16 protein-coding genes are annotated in these 15,147 nt (G+C 38.4%); 10 read left to right on the top strand and 6 right to left on the bottom strand.

The annotated features are described in order from the left end of the window. Positions 1–124 precede the first annotated feature (124 nt). On the bottom strand, positions 125–1,984 hold the full coding sequence (locus CEQ21_RS16890) for a transglycosylase domain-containing protein (protein ID WP_185765536.1): 1,860 nt from the start codon (positions 1,982–1,984) through the stop codon (positions 125–127). A gap of 219 nt (positions 1,985–2,203) precedes the next feature. On the opposite strand from CEQ21_RS16890, the gene kapD reads away from it, so the two are divergent. Beyond that, positions 2,204–2,824, top strand: a complete 621-nt coding sequence (gene kapD, locus CEQ21_RS16895; protein WP_185765537.1) for a 3'-5' exonuclease KapD — start codon at positions 2,204–2,206, stop codon at positions 2,822–2,824. Positions 2,825–2,890: 66 nt separating this feature from the next. Here the strand turns inward: kapD and CEQ21_RS16900 are convergent, their stop codons facing one another. Next, positions 2,891–3,286 (bottom strand): kinase-associated lipoprotein KapB, encoded by a 396-nt coding sequence (locus CEQ21_RS16900; protein WP_185765538.1) that lies wholly within the window; start codon positions 3,284–3,286, stop codon positions 2,891–2,893. Between the two features lie 133 nt (positions 3,287–3,419). On the opposite strand from CEQ21_RS16900, the gene CEQ21_RS16905 reads away from it, so the two are divergent. Continuing rightward, positions 3,420–3,932 carry a superoxide dismutase family protein gene (locus CEQ21_RS16905; protein WP_185765539.1) on the top strand — a complete coding sequence of 171 codons (513 nt, stop codon included), beginning with the start codon at positions 3,420–3,422 and terminating at the stop codon, positions 3,930–3,932. A gap of 54 nt (positions 3,933–3,986) precedes the next feature. Here the strand turns inward: CEQ21_RS16905 and CEQ21_RS16910 are convergent, their stop codons facing one another. Beyond that, on the bottom strand, positions 3,987–5,243 hold the full coding sequence (locus CEQ21_RS16910) for an Nramp family divalent metal transporter (RefSeq protein WP_235907279.1): 1,257 nt from the start codon (positions 5,241–5,243) through the stop codon (positions 3,987–3,989). A 259-nt stretch (positions 5,244–5,502) separates the two neighbouring features. Here CEQ21_RS16910 and CEQ21_RS16915 point away from each other — a divergent pair, with 259 nt between their 5' ends. From CEQ21_RS16915 to yugI, 4 genes are all read left to right on the top strand, one after another. Then, complete coding sequence (locus tag CEQ21_RS16915; protein ID WP_185765541.1) at positions 5,503–5,763, top strand: DUF1871 family protein; 261 nt, start codon at positions 5,503–5,505, stop codon at positions 5,761–5,763. 39 nt (positions 5,764–5,802) lie between these two features. Next, positions 5,803–6,303 (top strand): Lrp/AsnC family transcriptional regulator, encoded by a 501-nt coding sequence (locus CEQ21_RS16920; RefSeq protein ID WP_127737986.1) that lies wholly within the window; start codon positions 5,803–5,805, stop codon positions 6,301–6,303. Then, on the top strand, positions 6,303–7,475 hold the full coding sequence (locus CEQ21_RS16925) for an aminotransferase (protein ID WP_185765542.1): 1,173 nt from the start codon (positions 6,303–6,305) through the stop codon (positions 7,473–7,475). The genes CEQ21_RS16920 and CEQ21_RS16925 overlap by 1 nt, the downstream gene beginning before the upstream one ends. 361 nt (positions 7,476–7,836) lie before the next feature. Next, entirely contained in the window at positions 7,837–8,247 is a 411-nt protein-coding gene (gene yugI, locus CEQ21_RS16930; protein ID WP_127737984.1) for a S1 domain-containing post-transcriptional regulator GSP13, read from the top strand. Positions 8,248–8,290: 43 nt separating this feature from the next. On the opposite strand, the gene CEQ21_RS16935 is transcribed toward yugI, so the two are convergent. Continuing rightward, positions 8,291–8,524, bottom strand: coding sequence for a DUF378 domain-containing protein (locus CEQ21_RS16935; RefSeq protein ID WP_127737983.1), 234 nt, complete (start codon positions 8,522–8,524; stop codon positions 8,291–8,293). A gap of 245 nt (positions 8,525–8,769) precedes the next feature. Here CEQ21_RS16935 and CEQ21_RS16940 point away from each other — a divergent pair, with 245 nt between their 5' ends. From CEQ21_RS16940 to CEQ21_RS16950, 3 genes are all read left to right on the top strand, one after another. Next, the gene (locus tag CEQ21_RS16940) at positions 8,770–9,933 is read left to right on the top strand and encodes an iron-containing alcohol dehydrogenase (protein WP_185765543.1); all 1,164 of its coding nucleotides are present in this window, start codon (positions 8,770–8,772) and stop codon (positions 9,931–9,933) included. Between the two features lie 210 nt (positions 9,934–10,143). Continuing rightward, a complete protein-coding gene (locus CEQ21_RS16945; RefSeq protein WP_185765544.1) occupies positions 10,144–11,493 on the top strand; it encodes a glucose-6-phosphate isomerase in 1,350 nt (449 codons plus the stop codon). Positions 11,494–11,632: 139 nt separating this feature from the next. Continuing rightward, the gene (locus CEQ21_RS16950) at positions 11,633–11,965 is read left to right on the top strand and encodes a four-helix bundle copper-binding protein (protein ID WP_185765545.1); all 333 of its coding nucleotides are present in this window, start codon (positions 11,633–11,635) and stop codon (positions 11,963–11,965) included. Positions 11,966–12,055: 90 nt separating this feature from the next. Here the strand turns inward: CEQ21_RS16950 and CEQ21_RS16955 are convergent, their stop codons facing one another. Next, positions 12,056–13,054: a potassium channel family protein gene (locus tag CEQ21_RS16955; protein ID WP_185765546.1), complete on the bottom strand. Its 999-nt coding sequence runs from the start codon at positions 13,052–13,054 to the stop codon at positions 12,056–12,058. 94 nt (positions 13,055–13,148) lie between these two features. Next, positions 13,149–14,027, bottom strand: coding sequence for a TetR/AcrR family transcriptional regulator (locus tag CEQ21_RS16960; protein ID WP_185765547.1), 879 nt, complete (start codon positions 14,025–14,027; stop codon positions 13,149–13,151). 372 nt (positions 14,028–14,399) lie between these two features. On the opposite strand from CEQ21_RS16960, the gene CEQ21_RS16965 reads away from it, so the two are divergent. After that, complete coding sequence (locus CEQ21_RS16965) at positions 14,400–15,140, top strand: GTP cyclohydrolase II (protein ID WP_185765548.1); 741 nt, start codon at positions 14,400–14,402, stop codon at positions 15,138–15,140. Positions 15,141–15,147: the final 7 nt, after the last annotated feature.

Below are 15,147 nucleotides of genomic sequence, written 5' to 3' on the forward strand. Positions count from 1 at the left end.
GAAATGTTTTTTCACGAACAGAAAGGCTTCGGTGCATAAGCGCCGAAGCCTTTCAACGTTCCAAACGACCACCTTATCAGTGGTGTCCATTTATTCTGAACCATTTGTTCAGAATAAATGGTATTTATGGCGTCATTATCTTTTTCCAAATGGACAAATGTGGCGCTTTGCTTTCGATGCTCTTCAGATTTGTTGGTGAATCGTTTCCGACCCAGACGCCGACGGTAATATCCTTGGATAATCCGACCATCCAGTAGTCTTTATAATCATTAGTAGTACCTGTTTTGCCACCGAGATAAGCGGATGGAAAGCTTGCCTTCTTGGCAGTTCCGGCAGTGACTGTTTTCTTGAGCAGTGCTCTCATTTTGTCGTTTGTGTCTGAATTCCAAACTTTTGCTCCTTTTTCCTCCCATTTATATAGCAGTTTACCGTTAAGATCTGTAACAGAGGTAATAGCATGAGAGCTTTCGAAGTTGCCATCGTTCCCAAATACCGTGTAAGCATTCGTTAACTCTAATGGTGACATGCCTGTCGTGAATCCGCCAATTGCAGAGGACAAATGAACATCCTTTTCTGTTACCTTCTTAAATGGAAAATGGGCTAAATAGCTAAATGCAGTCTCTAATCCAATTTCATCAACAAGCCTGACAGCAGGCGTGTTATAGGAGTGAATAAAAGCCTGCTCCAATGACACGTTGCCATATCCTTGTCCACTGTAATTTTGCGGACAGTAGCCATCCTTACAAAACGCATCTGCATTCACAAGACTAGAAATATTCTTGCCTGTTTCCTGAAGATAAGGTCCGTACACAAGCAATGGCTTAATTGCAGAGCCGGGCTGGCGATACGCCTGATAACTTCTGTTAAAGTCGTATTTTTGATACTTTTTTCCGCCAGCAAGCGCACTGATTGTATGGCTGTTATGATTGATGACAACAGCAGCTCCCTCTGCATCTATCGAGCTAAGTGAGCTTTTAACAGCATTAACAGCTTTATCCTGCAGCTTGCGATCTAATCCTGTATGAATAATAACCCCTTGCTCAAGAACAGTTTGAACCTCTGCATCAAGTTTTTTGCTAAGTGCCTCTGTTTCCTGTTCATCTGCATTTTTTATTTTTTCTGCATAGCCTGCTTTTACAGAAACAAGCGTTCTTAATTCATCCTCTACATATGTGACATAATCAGGATAAAGGTCCGTTTTCTTTTGAAGGTGGAGCGTGATTTTTTCTTGTGTCATTTTCTCCGCTTCCTTTACGGAAATCTTCCCTTCCTTCTTCATTAACTGTATTAACCGAGCTTGTCTTTTTTTTGTTTGCTCAAAATGCTTTTTCGGATCATAAATAGTGGGGTTATTTGGTATGCTCGCCAAAAAGGTCAGCTCTGCTTTTGACAGGTCGCTAGCCTTGCTGTTGAAATAATAATTTGCTGCAGCTTCTAGGCCATATATATTATTAGCAAAATAAACGGCATTGATATACTGGGTCAGGATTTCTTCCTTTGTCCATTTTCTTTCTAATTCATAGGCATAAAGCAGTTCCTTCAGTTTGCGGTTGTATGTCTTGTCGTAGGACTGAAACATATTCCTTGCAAGCTGCTGTGTAATGGTACTTCCGCCTTGTTCGATTGAATCTGATTCGGCATTAGTCAGAATAGCCCTGCCGATAGCAGGAAGATCAAACCCAACATGGTCATAAAAATGTTGATCCTCTGACAATATGAATAAGTCCCTCACATATTGGGGGATTTCTTCTTTTGGTACCATTTTTCTTATTCCTGTTGAAGGGTTGATTTCCGAAATGATTTTTCCATCAGTATCGGTAATAAAGCTAGATTGAGCAAGCTTCATGGAAGACAGCGGGATACTGTCATCTAAAAATTTATGAAAGCTAATATAGTTCTTTTTTTCTACTGCTGTCAAATAAAGGACAGCAACTAAACTAAACAGCATTAAAAGTGTAAAAATAATTCCGAGTCTTCTTCTCATTTCTTTTCCCTCATTAATAAGATGTTAATAAAAGCATAAAGGATTTTTGGCATGTATGCATGAAGTATTTTGCAAAAAAACGGGATAAAATATTACGATTTAAGTTAACAAAAAAATAAATAGAAAATTTTAAAGCTTCGTGAATATTCTGTTATAATAGAAGAAAAGGCTTTTATAAAATTTAGTCGACCGGATATTCTGAAGAAAGAAGGTGAAAAGATGGAGAAGCAGCAACAGCATTTGTTTATAGACTTTGAGTTTACAATGCCAGAAAGAAACACTAAATATAAAGGGTTTCAGCCGGAAATTATTGAAGTCGGCATCGTTGCTGTCGTTAATGACAAGATAAGAGAAACCTACTCTGCCTATGTGGCTCCTAACAAATTTCCCATTCTTTCAGAGCGATGTAAGTCCTTCTTACATATTACTCAGGAGCAAGTCGATAACGGGATTACATTCTTGGGCTTGCTGGAAAAAATCAAGGAGATTGGCAGCGGCTACTCAAATATTGTCGTAACATGGGGCAATATGGACATGAAGGTGCTCAAAAGCAATTGCAGCATGGCAGGTGCAGCATTTCCTCATTTCTGTAGTGAAGTTGATCTGTCTATGGAGTACAAAAGGTTTTTTGGAGACCAAAACCAGACTGGTTTGTGGAAAGCAGTGCGAGAGTATGGCAGTGAAGGGACAGGGAAACATCATCGAGCCTTGGACGATGCCCTTACAACCTTTGATATCTTTAAATTCGTCGAAAAAGACAAAAGATACTTAGGGAAAACAGAAACGACAACTATCGGTGATTTAATTGATCTATCCAAGTTTTATAATAAATTTGCATAAAAAAAGGATTGACAGCTAAGTATTATTAGTTGCCACCCTTTTATTTTTTTGCTGTTTTTTCAGCCCTTATGCTTTTTTGTAAACACGGTTATACTCCGTTTCCAGTATTTCAAGATTTCTTAAGCTTTTTTCCGCAAATACTGAATTGTCCTCCGTAAGGTCTGAGCGCATTTTATCGACAGCTAGTAAAAGTGATGTCCTGTAGTCGGGTATTTCCTCTTCAAATGGTTTTACCATTGGCTTAGGCGTGTTCATTTGCTCTCTGAATGAAAGTGCCTTCCTTTCATGGAAAAAGACGCCTTCTGCTTGCTTCGGATTGTGTAAATCCCCTTGCATGGGGTGTTTAAGCACTGCCAATACTCGAACCAAATAGCTATTGCTGCGAATATCTGTAATTTCACCGATGTATTTTCCTGTTTTATAAATGGCGGTAACCTTAGTACCAACTGCAAGAACTTCCATTTCATACGCCTCCTAGTACAATCTTTCTTAAATAGTACCATATCCAATAGTTATGTTAGAAATAGAAGAACTGGCATAATTTGATTATTTCTACAAATAATACTCCTATTATCGATATTGGAGGAGTTCGTAAATGAAAAAAATCATGCCTATGATAGCGGCACTTCTTATTATTACAGGTTGTGCGTCAGGAGATGTATCTAAGGTAGATGTGGAAATGTTTAATGATGTCGGCGATTCCTTGGGGACAATCAATATAGAAGAGCAAACATCAGGAGTGATGCTTACAGTTAATTTAAAGGGGCTAACACCTGGAGTGCATGGGATTCACATTCATGAAATAGGAAAATGTGAGGCTCCTGAGTTTCAGAGCGCTGGTAATCACTTAAATCCTGAGGACAAAGAGCATGGCTTGCTGCACCCGAAAGGAGCGCACGCAGGTGATCTTCCCAATATAATTGTTGAGGCAGATGGTTCTGTAAAGGCAGAGTTAATGGCACCGCAGGTTACACTGCGCGATGCGAAAAATTCATTATTTACGCCAAAGGGCACTTCTATCGTGATAACAGAACAAGAAGACGATGGAATGACACAGCCTGCTGGTGATTCTGGGAACAGAGTTTCATGTGGAGAAATAAAAAAATAATCAAAAAAAAGCATGGAACGCAACTGTTCACATGCTTTTTTTAAATAGTAATAGTTAGAAAAAAGTATCGTAAAGCAAGAATAAGTTTAAAAGCACGATAACTGCTGCAATAATCCAAGAAAGAATAGTGATTATCCTTGTATTCCGCAAACTGCCCATAATTCGTTTACTGCTAGTAAACATAATTAGTGGGATTAAAGCAAAGCCAATCCCAAAGGACAGGATAACCTGGCTTAATACTAATGCCGAAGTTGGATTAACCCCTGAAGCAATGATGATGATTGGCGGGATAATGGTAATCAGCCTTCTAACATAAATCGGAATTCGGAAATTGATGAAGCCCTGCATGATAACATCTCCGGACATTGTACCAACAGAAGAGCTGGACAAGCCTGCAATTAAAAGTCCTAAACCGAATAATATGGCAGATAACGGACTAACTAATTGCTCGAAATGCGTGAAGGCAACATCAAGGTCATTAACAACAAAGCCATTTGCATGAAACAATGCACTCGCCACGATAAGCATAGCAGCATTGATAAAGCCTGCAATCAACATGGCGATAAGGATATCAAAGAACTCAAAACGGAAGATCATTTTCTTCTCTTTATCCGTTCTTCCGACAATTCTCTTTTGAGTTAAGGCAGAGTGTAAATAGATGGCATGTGGCATAACCGTTGCCCCAAGTATTCCTGCAGCAAGCAGTACACTGTCCGTACCTTTAAACTGTGGTGTAAACAAACCATGCATTACTGACTGTAAATCCGGTTTAGCGAAAAACATTTGTGCAATAAATGATAAGACAACAATGAACAGCATAGCAGTAATTCCAGCCTCAAGGGAGCGGTAGCCTCTTCTTTGAAGCTCCAATATCGCAAAGCTGCCGATTGCAGCAATGATGCTGGATTCAAGCATTGGGATACCAAAAAGTAAATATATCCCAAGTGCAGCGCCGATAAATTCGGCTAAATCGGTAGCAATGATGACTAGTTCACCTTGAATCCATAATCCGATGCTGACGGGCTTAGGAAATTCCTCCCGCGCTACTTCAGCGAGGTTTTTTCCAGTAGCGATTCCTAACTTTGCAGATAATGATTGAATGATTAAGGCCATAATATTAGAAAACAAGATAACCCATAATAATAAGTAACCGTATTGGGAGCCTGCAGCGATATTTGTAGCAAAATTACCTGGATCAATATAGGCAATGGCGGCGATAAAGGCAGGACCAAGAAACGGCAGAAACTTTTTGATTCCTTTAGGACCGTTTAAAACAGAATCTACATGAGAAGCCTGTTTACTTCTTTCCAATTTGTTCACCTGATTTCTTTTGGTTTTTTCCTATATGATAAAATGTTTCCTTAGCGCAACTTTATCTTAGGATATTCCTCGTTTTCTATTTTGTCAATGATTCTGCAATAAAATGTATGAAGTAAATAATAGGACTAATTGGTCGGTGCTGGTTCATAAAATCCACAGCAAAAAATTAGCCCATTTTGGTTGTAATCGTGTTAACGGCACATATTTTATGATAAAATATGGACAGCAAAATAGGAATAAAGGTGAAAGTATGAATAACCAAGAAGTGAACGTAGAGCTTATAGTGCTTTTGAATGAATGGGATCCCTTTAAGATTGGTGTGGGGAATTATGATACCGAAATTGCAGATTGTGTCTATGCTGTCCATAAAACCGACAATGTAGAGGAACTTGCTGCAGAAATTCAGAAGATATATGAGTTTTCCTTCGAAGAAACGATTGCGATGGAAAATTGTCTTTCTATTTCAGCAAAGCTGTTGCTTACAAAGGAAAGTGGCTCTTGTGCCCTTTAACGGGGAAAAATTTTCGCTCAAAAATTTGGAGGGATATAAATGAAGTTGACAGAAAAAGAAATTGAAGTGGCAGAAATTTTAGAAAAAAATGCCCGTATTACAGATGAAGATATCTCTAAGATGATTGAGGAAGATTTGCAGACGACGAAAGAAATTGTAGCCAAATTGGAAGATATGAAAGTAGTTGTCCGTTATACGAGCATTGTGGACTGGTCGAAAGTGGAGGGGCATGAAGGCGTTACCGCAATGATCGATGTTAAAGTAACACCAAAGCGTGGAGTTGGCTTTGATGAGGTTGCCCAAAGAATCTACCGCTTCAAAGAAGTGAAATCGTTATACTTAATGTCAGGGACATACGATCTGTCTGTTATTATTGAAGGAAAATCAATGAATGATGTCGCTAGATTTGTGTCAGAAAAGCTGTCTACATTGGATTCAGTCTTGTCGACGACAACTCATTTTATCCTTAAGCAATACAAGCATGATGGGACAATTTTTGAACCGAATAATGATGATAAAAGGATAGTGGTGTCACCGTGATGAATCAGACAAAAAGCTATATTGCCGACAGAGTTGCGGAAATGAAGCCTTCGGGTATAAGGAGATTTTTTGATTTGGCTTCCAACATGGAGGGAGTCATCTCACTTGGGGTTGGGGAGCCGGACTTTGTAACATCATGGTCTGCAAGGGAAGCCGCCATCCTGTCCTTGGAGCAAGGCTATACTTCCTATACGGCAAATCCAGGTATGCTGGAGCTTAGAGAGGAAATATCCTCTTATATGAACAGAAGGTTTCATGTCGAGTATGATCCTAAATCGGAAATAATTGTAACTGTTGGAGCAAGCCAGGCAATTGATATTGCTTTAAGAGCAATCTTAAATCCAGATGAAGAGGTTATTGTGCTTGAGCCCTGCTTTGTTGCCTATGCGCCGCTCGTTACCTTGGCAGGAGGCACACCAGTGCCTGTTCAAACTTTAAAGGAAAATGAATTTAAGGTTCTTCCTGACCAGTTGGAAGCAGCGATAACAGCTAAAACAAAAGCAATAATGATTTGTTCGCCGAGCAATCCGACAGGCTCGCTATTGTCTGCATCTGAATTAGAGGGAATCGCAAAGGTTGCGAAAAAGCATGATTTGCTGATAGTATCTGATGAGATTTATGCAGAGCTGTGCTATGACGAGGAATACACTAGTATGGCTGCAATTAACGAAATGTGGGACAGAACATTGCTTATTTCTGGTTTTTCTAAAGGATTTGCGATGACTGGATGGAGACTTGGCTTTGTGTGTGCACCAGAGGAATTAACGCAGGCTATGCTTAAAATCCATCAATACAGCTTAATGTGTGCCCCAACAATGGCACAGTTTGCTGGACTTGAGGCCCTAAAATCAGGCAGCAATGATGTTGAAGATATGAAGAAAAGCTACCGTCGCAGACGAAATCTTGTTGTGCAGTCCTTAAATGATATGGGCTTAAGCTGTCATATTCCAGGCGGAGCATTTTATGCATTCCCTGATATTACAGCGACAGGCTTAACATCAGAGCAATTTGCAGAGAAGCTATTGTTGGAAGAAAAAGTAGCAGTCGTGCCAGGAAATGTTTTCGGTGAGAGTGGTGAAGGACATATACGTTGTTCCTATGCTTCCTCATTAGAACAATTGCAAGAAGCTTTAAAGAGAATGAAGGATTTTACAGATAGATACAGACAATAATGAGGTTTAACATAAATATGTAATCCAAAAACGAACTATCTATTGTTTATTGAGTGATAGTTCGTTTTTTTTTTGTTATTAGCTTCATTACAATGATTAGAAGTACCAGTAGAATAGGGCGGAGGCCACTCGACTCCTGCGGGAAATAGGAACGATTTAGGTTTTATTTTGTTTCACCTTTTCCTTTTTGTTTGGAAACATTCTGCCAGCATTTATTAAGCAAACTTGGCAAAAACTTTAAATGTCCTGCTTAAAGCGGAGAGATATAAAAATACCTTTTGTATTAACGTCTCTTTTGTGATATAATTTTATAATGCATATTAAAGGAAAAATTAATATATAAAATACTAGGAGTGTTCTCATGTCAGATAAAATCGAAGTTGGAAGTGTATTAACAGGAAAGGTTACTGGAATTCAGCCATACGGCGCTTTCGTTTCTCTAGACGAAAACCAACAAGGGCTTGTTCATATTTCAGAAGTAACTCATGGCTATGTTAAGGATATCAATGAATTCCTTAAAGTTGGCGACGAAGTGAAAGTGAAAGTTCTATCTGTTGATGGAAATGCAGGAAAAATCGGATTATCTATCCGTGCTACTGAAGAAGCACCAGCAGCTCCAGCAGATGCTGAAAAAACAAAAAAACCTCGCGCTAAGCGCCAAGCAGCTCCTGTTACTGTTGATGCAGACAGCAGCCAAGGGTTCAATACACTTAAAGACAAATTGCAAGAGTGGATTGATCAATCAAACCGCAGCGATTTAATTAAGAAGTAATAAAAAAAAGCAGGATGCTCAAGCATCCTGCTTTTTTTTTATGTTATTTAATTGATCTTGGTTCAGGTTCACGAGATACTTCAGCACTTGGCTTGAATAGGAGTCCTAAATTGATTAAGCCTGCAAGTCCAACCAAGCCATAGATGATTCTTGACAATGCAGATTCTTGCCCGCCGAAAATGGCTGCTACTAAATCAAATTGAAAAAATCCAATTAGTCCCCAATTTATTGCTCCTATAATCGTCAACACTAATGCTGTTCTTTGAATACCACTCATGATTATTTCCTCCTTGTATTGGATTCCTTATTATCTTTTGCAATGGCATTGCATTTATACATTGGCTATTCTGCATTTTTTCTTTTTTTGGGTAAGATAATGTTTGGTAAGTAACTTGGTAATGTCAGTTCATTTCTTTTGATTTTCAAATTAATTTAGTAAATAATAAGTAGTGTCCTCCTGCTGATTCCTTCATTTCAGGAACAAAAGGAGCATTAATATTGATTATAGGAGGAAAAGTGAGCATGAATAATTTCACATTTTATAACCCGACAAAATTAATTTTTGGGAAGGGCCAATTATCGCAGCTCGCAGATCAACTTGCTCCGTACGGAAATAAGATCCTTCTCGTTTATGGTGGAGGAAGCATAAAACGCAGCGGCCTTTATGACCAAGTTGTTGGCATCTTAAAAGAAAATAATAAAGAAGTTTTTGAACTGTCAGGAGTAGAGCCAAACCCTCGATTAACAACTGTTCAAAGAGGCGTAGATATCTGCAAGACAGAAGGAATTGATTTTATTTTAGCTGTTGGTGGCGGAAGTGTTATTGATTGTACGAAAGCTATTTCTGTGGGCGCTAAATATGATGGAGATCCATGGGATATTGTGACAAGAAAAGCAATACCAACACAAGCAGTGCCATTTGGAACAGTGTTAACACTTGCTGCAACAGGCTCTGAGATGAACTCAGGTTCTGTTATTACTAATTGGGAAACACAAGAAAAGTATGGCTGGGGAAGCCCATTAACATTCCCTGTTTTCTCTATTCTTGATCCAGAGAATACATATACAGTACCTAAAAATCAAACGATTTATGGAATTGTGGATATGATGTCACATGTACTTGAGCATTATTTCCATTTAGAAGAGAACACACAATTCCAAGATTATATGTGTGAATCTTTGCTGAAGACAGTAATGGAAACAGGTCCTAAACTTGTTGAGGACTTGGAGAATTTTGAATATCGTTCAACAATCCTATATTCCGGCACAATGGCATTAAACGGCATGCTTAACATGGGTTACCAAGGGGATTGGGCAACACATAATATTGAGCATGCAGTGTCAGCTGTTTATGACATTCCGCACGGAGGAGGCCTTGCCATTCTTTTCCCTAACTGGATGAAGCATAACTTGAGTGTGAAGCCTTCAAGATTCAAGCAGCTTGCTGTACGAGTGTTTGGAGTGGACCCAGAAGGTAAAACAGATGAGGAAGCTGGATTGGAAGGCATTGATAAGCTAAGAGCATTCTGGAACAGCATCGGTGCACCATCAACGCTTGCAGACTATGATATTGATGACAGCAAGCTTGAGCTTATGGTTGACAGAGCAATGGCAAGAGGAGAATTCGGCCGCTTTAATTTATTGAAGGCTGAAGACGTTCGTGCTATTTACAAAGCATCCTTGTAAGAGGTGCTTAGCTTCTATTGATCATAAAATACTATTAGGTCCCAGCTAATTTAATTAGTTGGGACCTAATAGGTAATAGTGACTAAAAGATGAATTACGAAAAAAAACTCTATTTGTATCCGCTTTCAAAACAATCTCATTCTTGATTAGTTTGGACACTTTGTATAAAGTGAAAGAGGATACAAAAATAAATATAATGGAGGATCATTTATGACACACGTTCGTTTTGATTACTCAAAGGCATTAAGCTTTTTTGGAGAACATGAAATTACATACTTATCTGATGCGGTTAAAGTTGCTCATCATTCCTTGCATGAAAAAACTGGAGCAGGAAGCGACTTCTTAGGCTGGATCGATCTTCCTGTTGATTATGATAAAGAAGAATTTTCCCGTATTTTAAAATCATCACAAAAAATCCAAAACGATTCTGAAGTATTGCTTGTAATCGGAATTGGTGGATCTTATCTTGGTGCACGTGCAGCAATCGAAATGCTGAACCACAGCTTCCATAATGCTTTATCTAAGGATAAAAGAAAAACTCCACAAATCATCTTCATCGGAAAAGACATCAGCTCAACATATATGAGCGATGTTATCGATTTCTTAGGTGATAAGGATTTCTCTATCAATGTTATTTCTAAATCTGGTACAACTACAGAGCCAGCAATCGCATTCCGTATTTTCCGCAAGCTGTTGGAAGAGAAATACGGTGCTGAGGAAGCAAAATCAAGAATTTATGCAACAACTGACAAAGCGCGCGGTGCATTAAAAACACTTGCTACTGAAGAAGGCTTTGAAACATTTGTTATTCCTGATGATGTTGGCGGGCGCTATTCTGTACTGACAGCAGTGGGCTTGCTTCCAATCGCAGTTAGTGGTGCAGATATTGAGACAATGATGAAGGGTGCAGCAGCTGCGCGTGAAGACTTCAGCTCTTCAGAATTAAGTGAAAATGCTGCATACCAATATGCTGCAGTACGTAATGTACTTTACAATAAAGGCAAAACAATCGAAATGCTTATTAACTATGAGCCAGGACTTCAATATTTCTCTGAGTGGTGGAAACAGCTGTTCGGCGAAAGTGAAGGGAAAGACCAAAAAGGTATTTACCCGTCTTCCGCTAACTTCTCAACTGATTTGCACTCATTAGGGCAATATGTTCAAGAAGGTCGTCGCGATATTTTTGAAACAGTTGTTAAAGTAGACAAGCCTCGTCATGAATTAACGATTGAAGCAGCAGAAAACGATCTTGACGGCTTAAACTATCTTGCAGGTAAAACAGTGGACTTTGTGAATAACAAGGCATTTGAAGGGACACTTCTTGCACATACAGATGGCGGTGTTCCAAATCTAATCGTTACAATTCCTGAAATGGACGAATACACTTTCGGTTACTTAGTGTACTTCTTCGAGAAAGCATGCGCAATCAGCGGATACCTTCTTGGAGTTAACCCATTCGACCAACCAGGTGTTGAAGCATATAAAGTTAATATGTTCGCATTGCTTGGCAAACCAGGCTTCGAAGAGAAAAAAGCAGAACTTGAAAGCCGTTTGAAATAAGAGATTAATCACTTGAAAAGGACAATCCATATAAAGGGTTGTCCTTTTTGTTTCGACCATTTTATATTTTCATGTTTTTAGAAAGACAATTAAGGATAAATAACTACTATAATTCATAATTGTTTTAGGAGGGATATGAATGTTAGTAGAACAGGACCAAACATTAATACGGGCATTACAGGAATGCATGATAGCAACTAATCACTGCCTGAATGAATGTCTTGCTGAAGATGAATCAAATATGATGATAGATTGTATTCGCTTAGACCGGGAATGCATGGCGTTTTGTGCCAACTTAGAACAAGCAATAATCCGCCAATCTCCATATGCGAAAGAACTTGCCGAGCTGTGTCTGAAGGTTTGTGAGGCGTGCGCCCAAGAATGCCAAAAGCATGACCATAAACATTGCCAATATTGTGCAGAAATTTGCTTGCAATGTATGGAAGCATGTAAAACATACGTAAAGAATTAATTCAATGCATAAAAAAACAGCGCCTTTTTTGAAGTGCACCCCAATTGTTAGACAAAGGTCTAACAATTGGAGGTGTCTTTTTTATGGATTTTATAATCCGGCAATCAGGATTAGCTCATCTTTTTCCTCCACCATAAAGGATGCACCTGGCTTAATATAAGACTGACTGCCTCTTTTTACCCCTAATAATAGCTTGTCATCAAGAAGAAGATACGAACTGAGAGCAGCAAAATCAAGTCTCTCCTCATTTCTCCATTCTCCCAATGGGACAATTTGCAATCTTTTATCTTTGAAATTCCCTAACAAATCAAGGAAGGCAATCATTGTATCTTGTGAATTAAGACTACTGTGCATAACAAAGCTGGACAATCGATTTGTTTGAATAATTTCATCAGCACCGGCTCGATTGGCATTCGTTACTTGCTCTACAGTCAATATTTCAATAATACAAGGAACTTCAGGATTTAACCCTTTTATGGCGAGCAATGTCAAAATTGAATTCATATCAGCATACATTTCCTCTTTACTTTGGTCAGCAGTAATAATGACTTTGCTGGCCTTCAAAATATTGGCGCGCAGGAGCGTTTCATCAATATTTGGATTCCCTTGAATAAAATGGAGCGATTCAGGGCTTGGGTTTTGAGAAAGAGATTCATCAACAAGTGTAATGACTGCTTTTATGCCATCCTTTGTGATAGAATGAATCAGCGCCTTAGAACGTTCATTCCATCCGATAATGACAATATGATTTCGCCCTTTATAAGCTGATTTTCCTTCCAAAAAGGCATTTTGTCTGGCGACTGCTGCTGTTGCCAATGTTACCAAGTATGTTGATAAAAAACCTGCTCCAGTAAGAATAAGCAGCATGCCTGTCAATCTTCCAATAATTGTAGTAGGAGTGTAATCGCCATATCCGACGGTAGATGCTGTGATAATGGCCCACCATACTCCTTCAAAAAAGGATGGGAAGTTGTCAGGCTCTACTATCGTAATGACCATTCCGAAAAAAAGGATAATGGAAGCTGCAATAGATAGAATTCTGAGACTGATCGGAAGACGTAGAAATGCGGTGAGTACAGTGTTAGGCAAAATATTTCACTCCATCATAATTGTATATATGTCATTATGGACGAAATAAAAATCTTTCATAATAAAATGAAAGATTTTTTATTGTACTGCCTATTCACTTAGTAAAGGGAGAAATGCAATAATATTTTTTAATTTTCTCAATTGATTCATGCAGCTCGTCATATCCTGCAAGGTTTGAAAGCATTCCTTGAATAATTGGATTACGAGGGGAGTCTGTTTTAATTTCAGATTCCAGTACGTCCAATGTGATTTCAAGCGAATCCTTATCTGCATATCCTTCTGCCTTTTTGCGGATTTGGTTGAGGATATCGATTACTTTTTCTGTACTTGATGCCATAAAATCAATTTTCGGTTTATGCAGTAACTTGTGTATATTTGCTTCAGTGAAAATGGGAGAATCATCCGCTATCCCATCCACGATAGAATCCATTCTTCTCCACAAATATTGAGACAAAGTAAGTGCACTCATGTCAATCTGTCCATGAAGCAGAAGTCTTAAAAATGACTGCAACAGTCCTTCATACATAATTTGAAGATCCAAGTGAAAGCGACTCGTTTTTTCTCCGTATAATTCAAGCAAGTAAGCTAAAGAAAATTCTCTAATATCTGTCTGCATTTGGATTATTAACTGCTTAATAGAATCATTAAGCGGAATTGCTTGCTCGCGTGTTTGCATAATAATGAAGTCTTTATGTTTTAAGGCATGTACAAAAAAGGCTGATGTTTGTTCAACCAGCTTGTCCTTTGCTGTAATGTCTTTATGCTTGATGCTGTCAAACAGTTCGACTAATTCCTTGTAATAATAATCAAGAATGGCAAACAATAATGTATCTTTCGATTTAAAATATATATAGAAAGCACCTTTTGATATTCCACAATCATTTGCTATTTCTTGAATGGAGGTGGAGGAATATCCTTTTTGCGCAAAAAGCTTCAGCGCAGAGTCTATTATTTTTTTTTCTTTCTCTTTCAAACGAAGCGCCTCCTATTCTTTTATAAGGAAGAGTTGGAAAAGTGAATATGAGTAACTTTCTTATCGAGATTTTACTATTAAACCACACAACTTAAAATAAGTAAAAAGAAAGCTAGATTCTTTCTATTATACCATTTGTTCCTTCTGAAACTTCAGAGTGAAAATAAGTTGTTTGTACAAAAAAAGATATTCCTATATGATAATTATTATCACTTTTTGTACGATAAGAGAGCAGGGATGAAAAATAGGTAAATTAATTACTTGACGCTATCTTCTTATATATATATACTTACTTACATATAGTAAGTGGTTTGATTAAAAATAATTAAATGATGCAAATTAAGATGGATGAATTTCAAAGGAGACTTAAATATGAAAAAAGAAGTAATTGATCTTCTTCAAAATAAAATGAATATGATACCTTTCAAGGAAGACAAAAAATTATGCTTAGTCGGGCCTGTAAAGCTGCCCGTCCAGCTTGAAGATAAAGTGGTAACATTCCAATGGTATACATGGCTGCCGATTGCAGAGCAACAATCAAAAGAGGAGCTTCTTAAGAGCTTGCCCTCATTAAATCTTGCTGAGTACCAGCAGTCATCAGTACTAGTATATGGCGACTTTGAACATATAGATGAGACGCTAATCCGCATGCATAGCATATGCCATACAGGGGATATATTCGGAAGCAAACGCTGTGATTGTGGATACCAGCTGCACCAGTCCATGAAAATGATTGTCGAGAACGGCAGCGGAGCACTTTTCTATTTGGCAAACCATGAAGGTAGAGGAATTGGTCTTTTCACTAAGTCATTGGCTTATATTCTTCAACAGGAAGGCATGGATACTGTAGAGGCAAATCATGCCCTTGATTTTGCTGACGATACAAGAAGCTATGAAGAGCCAATCAGTGTGCTGCAAGCATTGCGTACAAAGCCTGTTAAATTAATTACAAATAACCCGAAAAAGCTGGAAGCATTAAAAAAGCTCGGCTTAACTGCAGAAGAAAATGTTCCACTTTGGGGAGACAGATCAGAATTTAATGAGAAGTATTTAGATACGAAGGTCCTGAAATCTGGACATATACCAGTGCAAGAAGAAATTGTCACTTTTTGAGGAGCAG

Source organism: Niallia circulans, from assembly GCF_007273535.1.
GTDB classification, from domain to species: Bacteria; Bacillota; Bacilli; order Bacillales; family Cytobacillaceae; genus Niallia; species Niallia circulans_B.

Bases quoted from the DNA above. Each gene is read 5' to 3' on its own strand.
- CEQ21_RS16890 (WP_185765536.1), bottom strand. From the start codon at position 1,984: ATGAGAAGAAGACTCGGAATTATTTTTACACTTTTAATGCTGTTTAGT.
- kapD (WP_185765537.1), top strand. From the start codon at position 2,204: ATGGAGAAGCAGCAACAGCATTTGTTTATAGACTTTGAGTTTACAATG.
- CEQ21_RS16900 (WP_185765538.1), bottom strand. From the start codon at position 3,286: ATGGAAGTTCTTGCAGTTGGTACTAAGGTTACCGCCATTTATAAAACA.
- CEQ21_RS16905 (WP_185765539.1), top strand. From the start codon at position 3,420: ATGAAAAAAATCATGCCTATGATAGCGGCACTTCTTATTATTACAGGT.
- CEQ21_RS16915 (WP_185765541.1), top strand. From the start codon at position 5,503: ATGAATAACCAAGAAGTGAACGTAGAGCTTATAGTGCTTTTGAATGAA.
- CEQ21_RS16920 (WP_127737986.1), top strand. From the start codon at position 5,803: ATGAAGTTGACAGAAAAAGAAATTGAAGTGGCAGAAATTTTAGAAAAA.
- CEQ21_RS16925 (WP_185765542.1), top strand. From the start codon at position 6,303: ATGAATCAGACAAAAAGCTATATTGCCGACAGAGTTGCGGAAATGAAG.
- yugI (WP_127737984.1), top strand. From the start codon at position 7,837: ATGTCAGATAAAATCGAAGTTGGAAGTGTATTAACAGGAAAGGTTACT.
- CEQ21_RS16935 (WP_127737983.1), bottom strand. From the start codon at position 8,524: ATGAGTGGTATTCAAAGAACAGCATTAGTGTTGACGATTATAGGAGCA.
- CEQ21_RS16940 (WP_185765543.1), top strand. From the start codon at position 8,770: ATGAATAATTTCACATTTTATAACCCGACAAAATTAATTTTTGGGAAG.
- CEQ21_RS16945 (WP_185765544.1), top strand. From the start codon at position 10,144: ATGACACACGTTCGTTTTGATTACTCAAAGGCATTAAGCTTTTTTGGA.
- CEQ21_RS16950 (WP_185765545.1), top strand. From the start codon at position 11,633: ATGTTAGTAGAACAGGACCAAACATTAATACGGGCATTACAGGAATGC.
- CEQ21_RS16965 (WP_185765548.1), top strand. From the start codon at position 14,400: ATGAAAAAAGAAGTAATTGATCTTCTTCAAAATAAAATGAATATGATA.